Source organism: Halopseudomonas litoralis (genome assembly GCF_900105005.1).
Taxonomy (GTDB): Bacteria; Pseudomonadota; Gammaproteobacteria; order Pseudomonadales; family Pseudomonadaceae; genus Halopseudomonas; species Halopseudomonas litoralis.
On sequence record NZ_LT629748.1, the window covers coordinates 1,426,322 to 1,444,085 of the forward strand.

Sequence of the window (17,764 nt, forward strand, 5' to 3'; positions counted from 1 at the left end):
AAGTGACAGGGAACACCATGCCGTTGCATTCACCACAATCAGACAGACCCGGCACCAAACGGCCATTGCTGGGATACATCAAGATAGGTGCTGGCGTGCTGGTCGTCGCCGGGCTGGCCTGGCTGGTATGGGAATGGGCCAACAGCACCAGCACGGTGCGCCGAGAAGTGGCCCAGACGCCGATGATAGTGCCGCTGCCGCCGCCACCTCCGCCGCCGCCGGAGCCGGAGAAAGTGCCGGAGCCGGAAGAGCCGGAGGAGATAGTGGAGCCCGAGCCTGAGCCGGAACCAACACCGGTGGAAGAGCCGCTACCCGATGATCAGGAGCCAACGCCTTCGGATGATTCGTCCGAAGCCATGGAGATCGATGGCGAAGCTCAAGCCGGAGGCGATGCATTCAATATCGGGGCCGGTTCGGGGCGCGGGATGTCGGGTTCGGGAGCCGGGCGGGCGGGGAACGCCACTTATGGGCAGTACCTGGCGCATAACTTTCAACGCATCCTTCGTGATGACGACGACACGCGGCAGCTGAGCTACCGGATGCAGGTCAACCTGTGGCTGAACGAAGATGGGCAGATCACCCGTGCCGAGGTGCTCAGATCCAGCGGCGATACGGATGTTGATAGCAAGATTCTGGCCGCCTTGCGTAATGCCCCGGCCATGGAGCAGATGCCCCCCAAATCCTTTTCTCTACCTGTGCAGGTGTCCTTGCAGGGGCGGCGACCAGGTTAACAGCGACCTTATATCCACCAATCGATCAGTTTTATCAGGAGCAGTGCAAAAATGAATTTTCAACCCAATCGACTGGCCGCTGTCGTCGCCGTCACCCTGGCCTTATCCGCCGGCCACAGTCAGGCCCAGGCCCCGTCAGAGAACGCCACGATCAACCTGATTCGTCTGCTGGTGCAGCAGGGCGTATTGCCGGCCGAGCAGGCCGATGCGCTGGTGCGTCAGGCTGAGCAGGAAGCGCTGCAGGCGCGTGAGCAGACGCAGCAGGGCGGAGCGGTTGCCGGGGGCGCGGTGGCAGGCGGTGTGGCTGTTGAGGCCGGAGATGTGCGTGTGCCTTATATTCCGGAAACCGTGCGCGATCAGATCCGCGATGAGGTCAAGAGCGAGGTGATCGCTCAGGCCAAATCAGAAAACTGGGCTACGCCTAATACCTTCCCCGACTGGGTCTCGCGGATCAAGTTCGAGGGCGATGTGCGAGTGCGCAACGAGTCGCGCTTCTTTGATGGTGCCAACAGCAACGAGATCCTCGATTATCAGGAATACAATGCCAGTGGACCTTATAACGTCAATGAGAACGTTGCAACCCAATTGCCGCCGCTGCTCAATACGTTGGAAGACCGCAAAAACCGCTTACGCATTCGCGCCCGTTTCGGCCTCACCGCTGCCCTGTCCGAACACTGGTCGGCTGGTATCCGCGTGGCCACCGGCAGTGATGACAGTCCGGTCTCCACGACCCAGACCCTCGGCGGGGGCATGAGCAAGAAGGACATCTGGCTGGATCAGTCCTGGCTGCGCTGGCAGTCGGCCGGTGGCGACAATGTCACCCTGGGGCGTGCCTCCAACCCATTTGTGTCCACCGACATGATCTACTCCAATGATCTGAACTTTGATGGCGTATCCGCCACCATTGCACCGATCGAAATTGCCGATGACTTTGCACTGTTCGGCACCCTGGGAGCCTTTGCGCTGGAATACAGTTCGGACTCCTGGCCTTCCAACAGCATGGACAAAGGCGAGAGTGAAGATAAATGGCTGTTCGGCGGTCAGCTCGGCGCGCAGTGGAAGATCAACAATGAGAACCAGTTGCGCAGTACCCTGGCCTACTACCATTTTGACAATATCGAGGGCCAGCGCTCGTCTACGTGTTACCTCTATGAGGGCGATCCAGCCTGCGATACTGACTGGTCACGCCCGGCGTTCATGCAAAAGGGCAACTCGCTGTTCCTGCTGCGTGACATTGCGCTGGACCCGACAGATCCGGCCATGACCCCGTTGCCCCAGTACGTGGGTCTGGCCTCGGAATTCAACGTACTTGACCTGAACATGATCTGGGATACGTCGGTCTTCGATAATCTCAAGATGCGTCTGCATGGTAACTACATCGTCAACCTGGCCTATGACGAGCGCGACATGATGAAGCGTACGCAAGGCCAGATCATCAACAACTTTGATGACAACGACGAGTTTGAAAGCGGCGACACCGCCTGGATGCTGCACGCCACCCTGGGTAACCAATTGGATCGGTTGAAGACGGGGGATTGGAACGTATTTGCCGGTTACAAGTACATCGAGCCAGACGCACTGCCGGATGCTTACAACGACTCCAGCTTCCATCTGGGTGGCACCAACGCCAAGGGTTACTTCCTGGGTGGTTCCTACGGGCTGGACGAAAACGTCTATGCCCTTGGCCGCTGGATCAGCACCGACGAAGTGTATGGCTCGCCGCTGTCCATCAACCTGTTGCAGGTTGAGCTCAATGCGCGTTTCTAACCACCGTCAGCACCTGCGTGGAGACATGACATGAACGACTTCTCTCACACAAAGAGCAGCCGGATGAACAGCACAGCCCCCTGGCTACTGGCCCTGTTGATGGGCAGCGGTCTGCTGCTGCCGTCCCTCGGTCAGGCTCAGGAACAGAGCATGGAAGAGCGGCTGCGAACTCAACTGCGGATGACCACCCAGCAGTTGCAGCAACTGCAATCTGAGCAGGCGCAGATGCAGACCGCCAGTATCAATGCAGAAGCCCAGCGCGATACCGCGCTGGAGAACGTCAAGAAGCTGGAGGCTCAGTTACAGAAGGCCCAGGGCCAGACCGAGACCCTGCAAACGCAGAAGCAGGCTATCCAGGCTCAGGTCAGGGAAAGCCGCCAACAGACCGGTGAAGTTCAGCAGGCCTATGACGAGCTGCTGGTGGTAGCCCGTACCAAGGAAGCCGAACGCGCGGCACTGCAGGCCAGCCTGAATAAGCGTGACACCGAGCTGGCGTCCTGCACTGTAAAGAACCAGCAGCTGTTTGAGATAGGCAAGGACATGCTCGCGTCGCTTGAAGAGGTCAGCACCGGTAGCGTATTGCAACTGCGCCAACCGTTCGCTGCCAGCGGTCGGGTCAAGTTCGAGGAAATGGCGCAGGTCTATGGCGACAAGCTGTACGGCGGACAGGTCGGCGCCCGTGATGCAGCCGACACCAGCGCACAGTAGTAGCCAGTGGCACCAGCCAAACGATTTTACAAAGAGAGAGTAATGAAATGAGCAATGAATCAGCGCTTATCGAAAGCATGGATATCGCCAAACTGAGCGAGATGCTGCAGAACGCCGGCTACCGTTCTACTGAAATGGAGCAAAATGGCTTGGTACAGCTGTTGAGCGCCAGCCAGGGGATCGGCTTTGTGCTGCGTCCAGGCAATCCGGGGCAGGAGCCCGGCAGGGTTGTTGATTTCACGCTGAGTTGCGCTTTGCAAATTCAAAATGGACTGCCTGCCGACCTGGTAACCGAATGGAATCGTACCAAGCGTTTTTCCCGTCTGACCGTACAGGGTGAGTTTCTGGTACTGGCGAAAGACGTTGTCGTGGCCGGCGGTGTCAGCGAACGCTACCTGCGAGCCAATATGGAGTTGTGGGATCGCCTGTTGCTGGATTATGTGCTGTACCTGCGAAATTTCAATCGCGATAACGCACAAGCGCCTGTATCAGTACCCTCCGTCGAGTCGGAACAAGCAGACTCGGAACAGACGGATACCAATGTGTCGACCGAACAGCAAGCCTGATACCTGTTAATGAGTGGCCCGGTATGCCGGGCCTTAGCTTGGACTGTCAGAGAGTAACCCATGAAAACTCGCAATATGATCCTGGCATTGGTGGCCGTCGGTGTGGTGGTTGCAATCTATATGATGGATGGATCTTCGTCCTCCGCTGATGCTGTTACGCATGAGGTCAAATCCACCCAGACCAAGGGTGGATCTGGCGCGTCAGACTCCAGCCCCGTTGCCAGTCTGGGCAGCGTCAGTATCGAGCCCGAGGCGGTGAACGACTGGCTGGCAACCCTGCCGGCCGGTATGCGCAGTGCCTTGCAGCAGAATCGGGACCCGTTGGATCAGTGGCTGCGTAACCAACTGACTGAAAAAGCCCTGTTTGCTGAAGCCCAGGCTCAGGAGTGGAGCGAGCGTCCCGAGATCGCCCGTGCAATTGAATTGGCGACCCGCGAGATCGTATTGCGCAGTTATCTGGACTCGGTCAGCCAGCCAGCTGAGGATTATCCGGCCGCAGCGGACATGGCTGCTGCCTATGAGCAAAACAAAGATCAGCTGGTTATTCCGGCCCGCTACCGTGTACGGCAAATCTACCTGGCGGCACCGGCCAATGACGAGGCCGCTGTCGCCGCCGCCAGCCAACAGGCCAATGCCTTGGTCAAGCAGGCCAAGGCGAAGGATGCTGATTTTGCCGAGTTGGCCCGGGCACATTCTCACGATATGCGATCCGCCGCACTGGGCGGGGAGATCGGTTTTCTGCCGTTGGCACAACTGGTGCCGGAAGTACGGCCTGTGGTTGCCGGGATGAAGCAGGGTGAGGTGTCAGAACCGGTGCAGACGGCAACAGGTCTGCACATCCTGATGCTGGAAGCAGTGGAAGAGGCGCGTAATGCCAGTCTTGAAGAAGTTGATGCGCAGTTGCGCCAGGCACTGCGTCAGCAACGCCAGGCCCAGGTTGCTCAGGCGTATGTGGAGGGGGTGCTGTCATCCTCGACCCTGAGCATCGATGGCGGCCAACTGACCCAGTTACTTGAGTAGCAGTGCAAGGAGAGATGATGTGAGCATTCAGATGCGCCGTCCTCGTTGGAGACGTTTTCTAACGTTACTGGGCTTTATGGGCGGTGCTGCAGTGGCATCCACTGGCCCTGAACCTGGCGGTACCACAGACGTTCACCCATCGCTCTACTGGGATGCGTATGCCCGTTTTGCGGGAACCGTCTTTCAGGGTTATCTGGATGAGGAGACTGAAATCAATTTGCGGTTCCATCAGTTCCTGCATCAGCAGGCCGAACGCGTTGGGCGGACGCCTGAACCCGTGACGCTGCGCGTCTGGCTGGATGAGCAGGGCTCTGTTGTCAGGGTGAGCGCATCGCCGTTAGGCAATGCTCAGGCCGATCAGGATCTGATGCAGATTCTCATGGCAAAGCCTCTCCCCACCGCACCCCCGGCGGGCATGCCCATGCCTTTGTTGGTTAGTCTGAAACTGCTGCAGAAGGTATGACGTCATGTTCTTGTCAGAGGGGTGTAGTGGGGGTTTTCAGAGTGGGCTTGAGATGAGTTCCAGCCACTCTGATGTCGGGAGTCTCTCACCCAAACTGGCTGCACTGCTGAGAACCCAATTGTTTGGCGATGACCATGCCACGCGGTATTTCCTGACCGTTGTGCGCCGGGGAGGATTTTCTATGGCGGCACGGAGTCTGGGGCTGAGATATAGCACGCTGCGCAACGAAATCACCCGGCTTGAAGAACACCTGGATATGCGTCTGTTTCATTCAACGAATGGACGAGCCAAATTGACATTGGAAGGCGAACAGCTGTTCCAGCTCAGCGAAAAGTTACTGGACGAAAACGCAACGACCGCTATGTATGGCGAGCAGTCGGATCTGGTGCTGTCTATTCCCACACTGGTTCTGGAAGGGTTTCTGTACCGGGAATTGATCTCAATATTGCGCGAAAACTCAGGTTTGAAAGTGTCACTGGTCGATGATGCGCCTGAGATGCAGGAAACCGCCGATCTGGTCATCTGGCTGCAGGAGCCGCGGGACGGTAATGAGCTGCGGAGAAAGCTGACCCAGCCACGACAGCTATCGACACTGAGCTTCTCTCCCTATGTCACCGAGCGCATGACCCGGGGCCGCGCGGTACCTGCAGGGCTGGAGGACATGGAGCATTTCATGACGGTTCAGTATGACGGGTACGAGAGTTTTTCGTGCTTTGGGGAATGGAATGACTTCATTGCACAACGTAGACACAGCGCAATTCATGTCGATTCCCCGCAAGCCCAGTGGCAGATGATTCGGTGGGCCAATTGCATCGGACTGTTACCTGATAAATCAGCCTATTTGAACAGCGGAGTGAGGCGTTTGCCGGCATTCCTGGACACCGCATTGGAGTTGGATGTCTGGTCGGGACTCAATACCCGCAGCGCTCATATTCCTGATGCACGAATGATTGCTAAACGTGTTTCTCGAGTATTCCGCAGCCAATGAGGCAAGGCAATGAAAGATGTCAGTCGAAGACGGGGGTGGCGCTGGGCATATAGCAAGACACGTGGCTGGCACGTGAATAAGTTACGGGCATTCTACCTGGCCACACGCTACTGGCTTACCGGCGATACGGGTAGTTTTTCAAGTCATGGTGGGTTTCGCAGGACTCGTATTCGGAAGGAGGGGAAGGGAGATAGCTGACGGGTTGTGCCTATACGAGAACTCTGTGGGGAATGCGCAGTATTTCCTGTGAAATTGTTTGTATTTGCTGCCATTAATCGCCATTCACAAGGTGGTGGCAATCAAACTGAAACGCTGGATTGGCAACATTGTCAGGTGGCCAAAGGCGACTTACCTGGGAGGGCGGAATGACGGCACGAGTTCAGGACAGTACAGCTTCTTGTTTGCAGCGCCAACGAGGTTTCACACTGATCGAGATCATGGTGGTGTTGGTGATCATGGGAGTGCTCGCTGCATTGGTGGTTCCCAACCTGATGGATCGTCCCGATCAGGCCCGTGCCACGGCGGCCAGCAACGATGTGGGGAGCATCATGCAGGCGCTCAAGTTGTACCGCCTCGATAACGGCTCTTATCCCACGGCTCAGCAGGGCTTGCAGGCTCTGGTAGTAAAGCCGACCACAGGCAAGGAGCCATCGAACTGGCGCAATTACATTGAAAAGCTACCCAATGATCCCTGGGGCAATTCATACCAGTATCTCAACCCCGGCACCTATGGCGAAGTCGATGTCTTTTCACTGGGTGCCGATGGCGAGCCGGGTGGTGAGAAGACCAATGCTGATATCGGCTCCTGGCAGCTGTAGGCCGGGCCATGACACAACCAATCAGGCAACTCGCCCACAAGTCGACGCTGTGTAGTAAGGGCAAGCCTCAAGAGCAAGGCATGGCAGTGATCAGCGTGCTGCTTGTGGTGGCGGTGATTGCGGTGCTTGCAGCGGCGTTACTTGCGCGGCAGACCGCTGCAATCCGCGCCGTACAAAACGAGCAAACTCGATCGCAGGCCAGTTGGTTGTTGCGCGGTGATATCAGTCGCGCCCAGGTATTACTGCAGGCCGAAGCGCAGCGTGAGCCGACCACCCGTCTCGATGGTCTCTGGAATCAGCCAGTGAATGGCCAGCACATCGGCGAGATCGAAGGTGCACCGGCTTACCTATACAGCGAACTCACTGATGAGCAAGGTAAGTTCAATCTGCGTAATCTGGTCGACAATGGCCAGATTGATCCGGACGAAAGTGCTAGCTGGTTACGTCTGTGTGCTCTGCTGGGCGTTCCGCCGGATCAAGCCAACTTGGTTGCCCGCCGGGTAGTACTGAGTCTGGTGGAGGCTGATCGACAGGCCACACCAGACAATACTCCGCAACAACAGACAGACGATAAGCTGCAAGCGGCCCAGCAGATTGGTTTAAGCGGTTTGCCCATCACAGATCAGGGCCCGCGGCTGCGCGTCATCGAGGACTTGCTCGGTACCCCTGGCCTTAATGCCGCCACCGTGACGCTGCTGCGCCCCTTCGTCACCATCTTGCCGCAACGCACCTGGATCAACTCCAACACGGCCAGGGCTGAAGTGCTTGCCGCACGGGTGCCCGGTTTATCGCTTGATCGCGCCCGGGCCATGTTGCAGGCCCGTGACAGTGGCCAGTGGTTCATCAACCGCGGCGATTTCGCCAACCGATTGCAAATACCCGATCTTGACGAAAGCGCTGTACTGATTGGTATTACCAGCCAATGGTTCCGCCTCTCTAATGCCTTGCAGATGCCACGTACTACGTTGGTCATGCAGGCGCTGATACATGACAGTAAAGAGGCGCTGCCGCAAATAGTCTGGCGTCGGGAGGGCGTATGAGCACCCAGCACGTTGATCTACTACGGCTGTTGCTGCCGCCATTGCGCGAAGCACCCTGGACGCAGATCAATTGCGTCTGGCGCACGGCTGAAGGCCGCTGGCACAGTGCGACACATGAAAGCCTTGCAGAGTTGAAGCGCCATTATCAGCCCAAACGCCTGGAGGCCTGTCTGCATCCCGTTGATCTTTCCATGGCCGAGCTGGCGTTGCCGCCGTTGCCGGTCAAGCGTCAACGGGTTGCCGTCTTGAGTGCCCTCGAGTTGCTGGCATTGGATGCACCGGAGAGTCTTTCGATCGGCTTTGGTCGGCGCGGCGACGACGGTAAAATGCCGGTCAGTTGGACTGCAGCCAGTAACGTGCAGAGGGTGTGGGAAGCCTTGCACCAGCATGGCCTTGCGGTACAGGCACTGTTGCCGGCACCGGCTTTTCTCCCGGTACCCGATAATGAGGGTGGCGAACGCAACGCCAGTGCTGCCTTGCACGACGGCTGGATAATCGTGCGTACCGGCACCGACCGGGGGTTCATGCACCCGTTGCCCCCCGGCGAGCACAGCGCAACCGCTGTCGAAGCCCGGCTGTCTCAGTTGCTGGAAGAGCCGCTGACGCTGCACTGGACTGGTGAGGGTGCGTTACCCTGGACTGGCGGCGACTGGCCATGGTCATTGCCCACCGGCAAGCGTACCTCCACTGAGCCCGATGTGCGTTGGCTGCGTCCCGCCATCGGCTGGGGTACGGCAGCGGTGGCGGTGTGGTTGTTGGGCCTGAATTTGTATGCTGGGCAGGTCACTGCTGAGGGTCAGGGCATTGCCCGCAGTATGTCCGCACAGGTTAAAGCGGCCTTTCCTGAAGTCAGTATCGTTATCAATCCGTTACAACAGGCGCGGCAGATGCGCGATGCCCGCCAGAGTGGTGATGGCGTCGTGGACGAACCGGCATTTCCTGCCCTGGCGCGGGCGACAGCCACCTTGCTCACTCAGGCCGATGGCCAGGTGCAACGTCTGGACTATCGCAATGGCCGGATGGAGATTCAGTGGCGCGAAGGGGCCGCGCTCCGACCGGCTGAATTACAGGCGCTGCAAACCCAGGCTCTGGAACGTGGACTCAGTGTGCAGCCTAAAGGCGGGGGTATTCAGTTGCAGGTGGACACCGAACAGGCCGATCCAGCTGACAGCATAGCTCCACTCAACGTTGCCCCTTCGGTAGCTCTGCAATGAAGGCCCCTCTGACCGCGCTGCAACCCACCCTGGAGCGGATGCGGGGGCGCTGGCTGGCATTGTCAGCCAAGGAGCGCAAACAGATCTTCGCGATGGTTGCTGTGGTGGGTTTGGCCATCGTCTGGTTGACGCTGGTCAAACCGGCTCTGGATACCCTTGCACACTGGGAGGATGAACTGCCGCGCCTGCGCACCCAGGCTAATACCCTGCAGTCGGTTTTAGCCGATGTCGGGGCGCACTCCATGGCCGCTTCGACCACGCAGACACCAGCCGAGCAATTGCGTGCGAGTCTGGATCATGCTGGCTTCGCTGATGCCTACCTGATCGATCAGCGCGAAAATACCTTGCATATCGATTTCCAGCAGCCAACCGACGCCGCACAACTGCTGGTCTGGTTGCTCAGTACCTCGGCGTCCCCCGGGATGACCGTGCAACAACTCACCTTGCAACGGCTGGATGAAGGTGGATCGCAACACCCACCAGGTCTCGTCCGAGCACAGGTGGTCATGGCAACGGAACAGACAGGGACTGGTTCATGAAGCAATCTACGTTAGCAGTAGCTGTTCGACGCCATACCTTGATTGGCTGCCTGGCCCTGGTGGGGTGTGCTACTACCAGTGAGGAGCAGCCGTTGTATCGCGAAGGTACTTACGTACCCAGCAGTACGCTTGAAGATGATCGTCGCTCGCAGGCCCAGACGCGGTCAGCCATCCCGGAAAAGCCGCTGTCTGACCGGGTTTCGGAGCATGTCACTCGCCCAGTGGGGCAGCGCTCGCCACGCGCCGGCCCTTCACTGGCTGGTCAACCGCAAACCGCCATGGAAGACCAGGCCGTACTGAATTTCATCGACTCGGATATTCAGTCAGTCATTACTGGATTGTCGCGTTTCCTTGGCCGCAATTTTCTCATCGATCCACGCGTCAAGGGCAATATCACGCTGGTCTCCGAGGGCGAAATACCCGCCGATACCGCCTACGATATGCTGGTCTCTGCATTGCGTATGCGGGGCTTTACCATCGTTGATGTTGGCGATGTCAGCCGCGTCGTGCCGGTGGCCGACGCCAGGATTCAGGGCGGCGCAGTCAATGCCGATCAGCCCGGTGGCGGTATTGCCACGCGCACCTTCCAGCTCGACTATGAAAGTGCCGAATCACTGGTTGATGTTCTTAAACCGATGATCGCTCCGGAAAACAGCATTCAGGCCTACGCTGCCAATAACACCCTGGTTGTCACTGACTACATCGACAACCTGGAACGCATCGCCCATATCATCGACAGTATTGACACGCCTACCTCGCTCGACACCGATGTGGTGAAAGTGCATAACGGCGTTGCGGTGGATATTGCCGGGTTGGCCGGCGAGCTACTGCAGGGCGAAAATACGAATGCCAGCAACATCACCGTGTTGGCTGATCCACGATCCAATAGCGTGATCATCCGCTCCAGCAGTCCTGCGCGTACCGCATTGGCGCGTGATCTCATCATCAAACTCGACAACGCCCAGGACGACCCCGGCAATCTCCATGTCGTGTACTTGCGTAACGCCCAGGCCACCTATCTGTCAGAAGTGCTGCGTGGTCTGCTCACCGGTGATAGCGCCGGGCAGAGCGCCTTTGGCAGTGGCACCGACTCTGCCCGAGCCGCGCTGGGTGGGGGAGGGATGATGGGCGGTGCGAGTAGTTCCAGCAATAGCAGCACGGCTGCCCAACCCGCTGCCAGCGGTGGCGTAGGTAACAGCCAGCGCTTCGGCGCCAATGCCAGTGGTGCGCAGCAGGGCATTCCGGGGAGTATTGATGGCGGTACGGCCTTCTCAGCCAATGGCGTTACGGTACAGGCTGACGCCACCACCAATACCCTGATCATTTCGGCTCCCGAACCCATGTACCGCAGCCTGCGGCGGGTGATCGACCTGCTTGATCAGCGCCGTGCTCAGGTACTGGTTGAGAGTCTTATCGTCGAGGTCAATGAGAACAATTCGGCCGAACTGGGTATTCAGTGGATGAAGAACAATGGTCGCTTCATCGGTGGTGCCAATCTCGGTGGCTCCGGCTTGAACATGAATGCCAGCAACACGCTTGATCTCCTGCCTTCCGGTCTCAACCTGGGCGTTGTCGATGGCACCATCAACATTCCCGGTGTCGGTGAAATCATGAACCTGGAAGTGCTCGCCCGCGCTTTGCAAACAGACGGTGGCGCCAACATTCTCTCCACGCCTAACATCCTGACCCTGGATAACGAGGAGGCGAGCATCATGGTTGGCAAGACCGTTCCCTTCGTCTCAGGCAGCTATGTCACCAGCGGCAGCAGCAGCGACAACCCGTTCCAGACTGTCGAGCGCGAGGATGTAGGGCTCCAGCTCAATATCCGCCCGCAGATCTCCGAGGGTGGCACGGTCAAACTCGACATCTATCAGGAAGTATCGAGTCTGGACATGACTGGCCTCAACATCGGCGGCATCGTCACCAACAAACGTGCTCTGGACACCAGCGTGCTGCTCGACGATGGACAGATCATGGTGCTCGGCGGGCTGCTGGAAGACAGTGTTTCCACTACTACCAACTCGGTGCCCTTGCTCGGCTCCATTCCCGGACTGGGCCACCTGTTCCGCTATGAAAATCGGGATCGGGTCAAAACCAACCTGATGATCTTCCTTCGGCCATACGTCATTCGCGATGCCGAGGCCAGCCGGGGGTTGACCCAGGATCGTTATGACTTCATGCGCATACAGCAAAGCCGTGCCCAACCCGGTAAGCATCCGCTGCTGCCGGATATCAACGCACCGATTCTGCCGCCGACCGGCGTTCCGGTTGCCGGTGAGGTGGATCTGCGTCCGCAGCAATGGCCCATCACCCGAGAACAGAATGCGCCTGCTACCGAAACCCGTAGCCAGGTACGGCAATTACCAGGGCAGAGCGTCAGTATCACTACCGACCTGGCTGCGCTCCATGCCACCCCCGATAACAACAAAACCGTGTTGCAGATAGCTGACGTCGCCAGTGAGGAAGAGGCGGTGGCTATCACCCAGCGCGTGCGCAGCAATGACTTGCCGGCCTACATTGTGCGCAGCATGAGCGGCAGCCGTTTTGCGGTACGTGTTGAGCTACCGCGTGATGCTGCCAATCTGGATGCCTCCACCGGTGTATTGCGGGCAATGGGCTATCAGCCGGAAATCGTGGTGGCGCCATGACCAGAATGAGCAGTCTTCTGCCCCATGGCTGGGCGCGCAGCCAGCGCATTGTTGCCTGTCGTGATGCAGGGGAGGACGCGGAGGGCGCCGTACTCCGCTTGGCTGTGAGCGCCCGCACGCCCGGCTGGGCCGTCGCTGAAGCCCAGCGCCAGACCGGTATCCATCTGCTGCGTGATATGGCTGAAGAGGAGCTGGATGCACTGCTCGCCGCCACTTACGCCGAAGGCGGTGATGCTGCCGCTCTGGTCGGCGCTGCCGAGTCGGAAGTTGATCTGGAACGCCTGATGCAGGACATTCCTGCGGTCACCGACCTGCTCGATGCCAAGGATGACGCGCCGGTCATTCGCATGATCAACGCGTTGCTGACCCAGGCCGCCCGGGAGGGGGCCAGTGACGTCCATTTTGAAGTGTTCGAGACCGAATCGGTGGTGCGTTATCGGGTGGATGGCACTCTGCGTGACGTTGTATCACCGCGCAAGGCGTTGCATGCGGCGCTGATCTCGCGGATCAAGATCATGTCCGAGCTTGATATCGCTGAGAAACGTATTCCCCAGGATGGTCGCATTACCTTGCGCGTTGGTGGTCGACCCATCGACGTGCGGGTGTCCACGGTACCCACGGTGCATGGCGAGCGTGCGGTGTTACGTCTATTGGAGAAGGATGCTGGTCGTCTACAGCTGAAAAAACTCGGTCTGGCACCGGATACGCTGGAGGCGCTCACCCGGCTGATCCGACAGCCCCACGGCATTGTGCTGGTTACCGGGCCTACCGGTAGCGGTAAAACGACGACCCTATATGCCGCCATTGGCCAGCTTGACCGCAGCACCAGTAATATCCTCACAGTTGAGGACCCGGTTGAATACGATCTGCCCGGCATCAACCAGATACCTGTGCATACAAAGATTGGCATGACTTTCGGCGCCGCCTTGCGTGCTGCCCTGCGTCAGGACCCGGATAACATCATGATCGGTGAGATTCGTGACCTGGAAACCGCGCAGATCGCGGTCCAGTCTTCGCTCACCGGTCACGGCGTACTGGCCTCGCTGCACACCAACGATGCTATTTCTGCCGTCACCCGACTGACTGATATGGGGATCGAGCCCTTTCTGCTGTCCTCTTCGCTGCTCGGGGTACTCGCCCAGCGTCTGGTGCGCTGCTTGTGCCCACAATGCAAACGCGCCGAGCCGCAGCCTGACGGCAGTACCCATTATGAGCCAGTAGGTTGTCCGCATTGCAACCAGTCCGGCTACAAGGGTCGAACGGGGATTCATGAGCTTTTCGTCATCGATGACGAGGTGCGCCGTATCATCCACGCGGGTGGTGATGAGCAGGCCATGCGCGTCGTTGCGCGCCAGCATGGTATGCGCTCGATGCGTGAAGATGGTCAACGCTGGATTGCCGCCGGGATCACCACGGCGGAAGAGATCCTGCGTGTCACCCGCGACGAGGGGTAGCAGACATGGCTCGCTTTCAGTTTGAAGCCGCAGACGCACTCGGCCAGATCCAGTCCGGTAGCATCGACGCGGAATCACCGCGCACGGCCCGCGCCCAACTGCGTGAGCGGGGGCTTACCCCTTTGGGCGTTCAGGAAACCGCATCCGCCAACAGTCTGTCGCGCTTCGGCCCAAAAATCACCGCCGCGGACCTGTGCTGGGCAACCCGCGAGCTGGCCAGCTTGCTCGGGGCTCGCCTGCCGTTGGAATCGGCGTTGCTGGCAACTATCGAACAGGCGGAACGCAAGGTGGTCGCTGACGCGCTGAGCGTGGTCTGCAACCATGTTCGCGAAGGCATGCGGCTGGCGGACGCTCTTGGTGAGCGGCCCAGAGACTTTCCGCCAATCTATCGCGCCCTGGTCAGCGCTGGCGAAGACTCCGGTGACCTGGCACGTGTGATGGAGAGTCTGGCTGACTATCTTGAGAGCAGCGACAATCTGCGCAGCAAAATGCTTACTGCGTTCATTTATCCAGGCGTTGTTGCCTTCGTGTCCGTCTGTATTGTCATTTTCATGTTGGGCTACGTCGTGCCGCAGGTGGTCAGCGCCTTCTCCCAGGCCCGGCAGGATCTGCCGGCGCTCACCCAGATCATGATCTCGGCCAGCGATTATGTCCGGGATTGGGGGTGGCTCACCGGCCTGCTGATAGGGGCCGCCTTCGGCGTCTGGCGCTGGTCATTGCGCGATGACGCGTTACGCCTGCGTTGGCACACCACTCAACTGCGCATTCCCACCATCGGCAGATATATACAAGGCGTGAATACTGCCCGCTTTGCTTCCACCCTGGCCATCCTCATGGATGCCGGCGTGCCGCTGCTGCGCTCGCTGGAGGCCGCGCGACAGACCATGGGCAATGAGTGTCTCAAGCAATGCGTTGCTGACACCACCGCACGGGTGAAGGAGGGCGCAGCCCTGGCGTCGTCACTCAAGGTGCAGAAGGTTTTCCCGTCCAACCTCATCCATCTGGTTGCCAGCGGGGAGAAAACCGGTGCATTGGCACCGATGTTGGATCGCGCTGCGGCCAACCTCTCACGCGACCTCGAGCGCCGCGCGACACGCCTGACCGCGATGCTTGAACCCTTGATGATTCTCGGCATGGGCGGCGTTGTGATGATGATTGTGCTGGCGGTGCTGCTGCCGATCATGGAGATAAACCAGATGGTGCAGTGAGAAGATATAGATGCGTAACCACACTTCAGGAGTCAACTGCCATGCAAGCATGCTGTACCCGCCATGTAGTAATGGCTCTGGTTCTCGCAACCGGATTTGCCCTGACAGGTTGCGTGTCGGACTCACACACGGCGAGCGATGCGATTCTGCCGCCGAATGATCGAGCGTACTCCGAATCGAAACAAACTAGCGAAGATGTCGAACTGCAGCGCCTGACCAGGGAGCTCACGCCCGTTGCGCCAGCCAGCATACCCGACGATGTGCCGACCTCCGAGCATGAGCATATTATCCGTCAGCCTCCCAACAAGGCCGGACTCGTGGTTCCCTGTCAGCAACAGTGCTAAAAGCCGTAAATTATCAACCTGGATCGGCCACCCGTCCCGCATGGCGCACGGTTAGATGCGCCAGTCTCTCATTTTTTTGACACCGCCATTTCATTGAGTGTCCGCCTGATGTCGTCCGCTCGATCATCTGATATCTCGCAGGCTGACTGAATCTGATCGGGCACAGCCCAGATAACATCACGCAGCGCTTCTGCTTGAGTATGCGGGTAACGCTGAGCCGCCGAGATTTCTGGTGAGGCCGGATAGCGGCGTAATCAAGGAAGGGGCGATGATATTGACCCTTGTTTTTATATGGTGTAAATACACTATATGAACATTTCAACGGCTCCAATCTATTCTGTTGTCGCTCGGGACTGCTTGTGTCGTAAGGCACGGATGGCAGACCGTACAATAGTTCGTGCTTACGACGAGGCGCTACGACCCAGTGGCCTCAGAATTACACAATTTACGCTGCTGGTAGCCATTGGGTATGGAGCGCCGGGATCTATCAGCGAACTCGCCGATTGGTTGGCTATGGAGCGGACTACTCTGACTCGAAATCTTAAGCTGCTAGAGAAGGAGGAACTCGTTACAACGCGTGCGGGAGTCCACCATCGATCCCGGGTTGCCGAGTTGACCGAGTATGGGAGAGCAAAGCTTGAACAGGCATATCCTCTGTGGCAGGCAGTTCAATCCGAGTATCAAGCACGTCTCGGAGATGAAGACTGGCGCCAAAGCCACATAACATTGACCAGGTTGGCAACGGACAAGCACTGACAAGGTCGGTAAGGCATTTGTCATCGAAAATGTGGGGCATCGTTGCCCCCTTTTTTAGGTCTTATGGTGTAGGTACACCAATGCGGGGAAGCATCATGCGAAACCTCACGCTGGCTTCACCTATTCATTTTGATGTGGAAAACGGGCACTTCATAGGAGCGACACATGAATATCAAGGCGTTAGGAGCCAATATCAGAATGGCTACGGTGGGGGCACTTTCTACTGTTTTTCCAAGCTATTTCGCGGCCTTGGGCGCTCAAGCTTTCCTCCGGCCGCGTACTAATAACAGTACGCGCCATTGGGAGTCGGAATTTGATGGATTCAAACGCAGCGATATCTGTGTCGAAGGGCAAAGAGTACCTTTTTGGATTAAAGGGACTGGTCCAATGGTCTTGCTTGTCCATGGATGGGAGCGAGATCACTTCGCGATGGGAGGTTTTGTGGGACCACTACTCAGCGCTGGCTACACAGTAGCTGCATTGGACCTGCCAGCGCATGGTGAAGGGAGCGGAGATAGTGCACCGCTTCCTTTGCTTGCCAAGTCGATTGCAGAAGTAGCGGGGAGGCTCAATCGCCCTTGCGCCATTGTGGCTCACTCCATCGGGGCTGCGATGACGGCGCTGGCCATTGAGACATATGGACTCAAGCCTGATTGCGTAGCGCTGGTATCTGCCCCTCGTACGGCAAAAGACTATGCAATGGCGCAAGCCAGACGCCAAGGGCTCAGCAGCGATGCGGTACGGCAGATGACCAATCAAATCACCGAGGTGCTTGGTGAACCCTTGGAGCGCTATCGCGTCGACCGAGCGCTAGCATCCTTGGATATGCCGATTCTTCTGGTGCATGCAAAGGATGACGCAATTGTTCCACTGGCCGATGCCTTGGAGAACCTGCAATCATCCTCGGCTCGATCACTCTGGTTGCCTTCTGGGGGGCACAATCGGATTCTGGGCGACAGGCACATGATTGATGCGGTACTGGAGTGGATTAACTGGCCATTGCAGGACCCGCCTGCTGCAGGGGCGCGTGAAATAGCATGAAGAAGGGCTGCCTCTCATGCTCAATGGCGCGCACACCAGCGGGCCAGTAGCGCATGATCCGGTGTAAAGCCATGTTTGTCGGGTGGTGCGCCCGCTTCTGCCATCTCTATCACGCCAGCGAGCAAGTTACCTATGCTGTCTTCTGGCTGGATGGATTCGAGATCCTCTTCAATTTCAGCAAAGGAGGGCGGCTCAAAGAGAAGATACTGTTTGCCAGAAAACCAGCGGTACAACAGGTTGTACCTGACAAGGCCCTCCAGATGCTGTTGCTTTGGAACGGAATATAGGATCTGCCACACCAGAGCGCGGAACGCAATCAGTCTCAGCATGACTTTGTCATCTTTGGCTGCGAACTCATCCTCTTCGTCATAGAACGCTTCCCACAAATAGCAGTCCACGTTGGTGTCGATATGCCAACGAACCATTGCCAAGGGGTGGTTCATGGAGATCCTCGATAAA

The 17,764-nt window shown here is 58.1% G+C and carries 18 protein-coding genes; 17 read left to right on the top strand and 1 reads right to left on the bottom strand.

Features of this window, described 5'->3' with window-relative positions; genetic code table 11:
• Positions 1–17 precede the first annotated feature (17 nt).
• From BLU11_RS06885 to BLU11_RS06965, 17 genes are all read left to right on the top strand, one after another.
• Positions 18–731 (top strand): TonB family protein, encoded by a 714-nt coding sequence (locus BLU11_RS06885; protein ID WP_090272652.1) that lies wholly within the window; start codon positions 18–20, stop codon positions 729–731.
• Between the two features lie 51 nt (positions 732–782).
• Entirely contained in the window at positions 783–2,498 is a 1,716-nt protein-coding gene (locus BLU11_RS06890) for a putative porin (protein WP_090272653.1), read from the top strand.
• A gap of 63 nt (positions 2,499–2,561) precedes the next feature.
• On the top strand, positions 2,562–3,206 hold the full coding sequence (locus BLU11_RS06895) for a hypothetical protein (RefSeq protein WP_090272654.1): 645 nt from the start codon (positions 2,562–2,564) through the stop codon (positions 3,204–3,206).
• 47 nt (positions 3,207–3,253) lie between these two features.
• On the top strand, positions 3,254–3,772 hold the full coding sequence (locus BLU11_RS06900; protein ID WP_090272655.1) for a YbjN domain-containing protein: 519 nt from the start codon (positions 3,254–3,256) through the stop codon (positions 3,770–3,772).
• 60 nt (positions 3,773–3,832) lie between these two features.
• Positions 3,833–4,792, top strand: coding sequence for a peptidylprolyl isomerase (locus tag BLU11_RS06905; RefSeq protein WP_090272656.1), 960 nt, complete (start codon positions 3,833–3,835; stop codon positions 4,790–4,792).
• Positions 4,793–4,811: 19 nt separating this feature from the next.
• A complete protein-coding gene (locus tag BLU11_RS06910; protein ID WP_157718587.1) occupies positions 4,812–5,255 on the top strand; it encodes an energy transducer TonB in 444 nt (147 codons plus the stop codon).
• A gap of 52 nt (positions 5,256–5,307) precedes the next feature.
• Positions 5,308–6,243 (top strand): LysR family transcriptional regulator, encoded by a 936-nt coding sequence (locus BLU11_RS06915; protein WP_157718589.1) that lies wholly within the window; start codon positions 5,308–5,310, stop codon positions 6,241–6,243.
• Between the two features lie 365 nt (positions 6,244–6,608).
• Entirely contained in the window at positions 6,609–7,061 is a 453-nt protein-coding gene (gene gspG / locus BLU11_RS06920; protein WP_090272659.1) for a type II secretion system major pseudopilin GspG, read from the top strand.
• An 80-nt stretch (positions 7,062–7,141) separates the two neighbouring features.
• Positions 7,142–8,101, top strand: coding sequence for a type II secretion system minor pseudopilin GspK (gene gspK, locus BLU11_RS06925; protein ID WP_157718591.1), 960 nt, complete (start codon positions 7,142–7,144; stop codon positions 8,099–8,101).
• Positions 8,098–9,315 (top strand): type II secretion system protein GspL, encoded by a 1,218-nt coding sequence (gspL, locus tag BLU11_RS06930; protein WP_090272661.1) that lies wholly within the window; start codon positions 8,098–8,100, stop codon positions 9,313–9,315. The genes gspK and gspL overlap by 4 nt, the downstream gene beginning before the upstream one ends.
• The gene (gene gspM, locus BLU11_RS06935) at positions 9,312–9,854 is read left to right on the top strand and encodes a type II secretion system protein GspM (RefSeq protein ID WP_090272662.1); all 543 of its coding nucleotides are present in this window, start codon (positions 9,312–9,314) and stop codon (positions 9,852–9,854) included. The genes gspL and gspM overlap by 4 nt, the downstream gene beginning before the upstream one ends.
• A complete protein-coding gene (gene gspD, locus BLU11_RS06940) occupies positions 9,851–12,502 on the top strand; it encodes a type II secretion system secretin GspD (RefSeq protein ID WP_090272663.1) in 2,652 nt (883 codons plus the stop codon). Before gspM ends, gspD begins: the two co-directional genes overlap by 4 nt.
• Before the next feature lie 5 nt (positions 12,503–12,507).
• The gene (gspE, locus tag BLU11_RS06945; protein ID WP_090276305.1) at positions 12,508–13,956 is read left to right on the top strand and encodes a type II secretion system ATPase GspE; all 1,449 of its coding nucleotides are present in this window, start codon (positions 12,508–12,510) and stop codon (positions 13,954–13,956) included.
• A 5-nt stretch (positions 13,957–13,961) separates the two neighbouring features.
• On the top strand, positions 13,962–15,164 hold the full coding sequence (gene gspF, locus BLU11_RS06950) for a type II secretion system inner membrane protein GspF (RefSeq protein WP_090272664.1): 1,203 nt from the start codon (positions 13,962–13,964) through the stop codon (positions 15,162–15,164).
• Between the two features lie 41 nt (positions 15,165–15,205).
• Positions 15,206–15,508 (top strand): hypothetical protein, encoded by a 303-nt coding sequence (locus BLU11_RS19220; RefSeq protein WP_157718593.1) that lies wholly within the window; start codon positions 15,206–15,208, stop codon positions 15,506–15,508.
• A gap of 375 nt (positions 15,509–15,883) precedes the next feature.
• Positions 15,884–16,264: a MarR family winged helix-turn-helix transcriptional regulator gene (locus BLU11_RS19800; RefSeq protein WP_197674261.1), complete on the top strand. Its 381-nt coding sequence runs from the start codon at positions 15,884–15,886 to the stop codon at positions 16,262–16,264.
• A gap of 165 nt (positions 16,265–16,429) precedes the next feature.
• Complete coding sequence (locus tag BLU11_RS06965) at positions 16,430–17,305, top strand: alpha/beta hydrolase (protein ID WP_090272667.1); 876 nt, start codon at positions 16,430–16,432, stop codon at positions 17,303–17,305.
• Between the two features lie 20 nt (positions 17,306–17,325).
• On the opposite strand, the gene BLU11_RS06970 is transcribed toward BLU11_RS06965, so the two are convergent.
• Positions 17,326–17,748 carry a hypothetical protein gene (locus BLU11_RS06970; protein ID WP_090272668.1) on the bottom strand — a complete coding sequence of 141 codons (423 nt, stop codon included), beginning with the start codon at positions 17,746–17,748 and terminating at the stop codon, positions 17,326–17,328.
• Between the last annotated feature and the right edge of the window lie 16 nt (positions 17,749–17,764).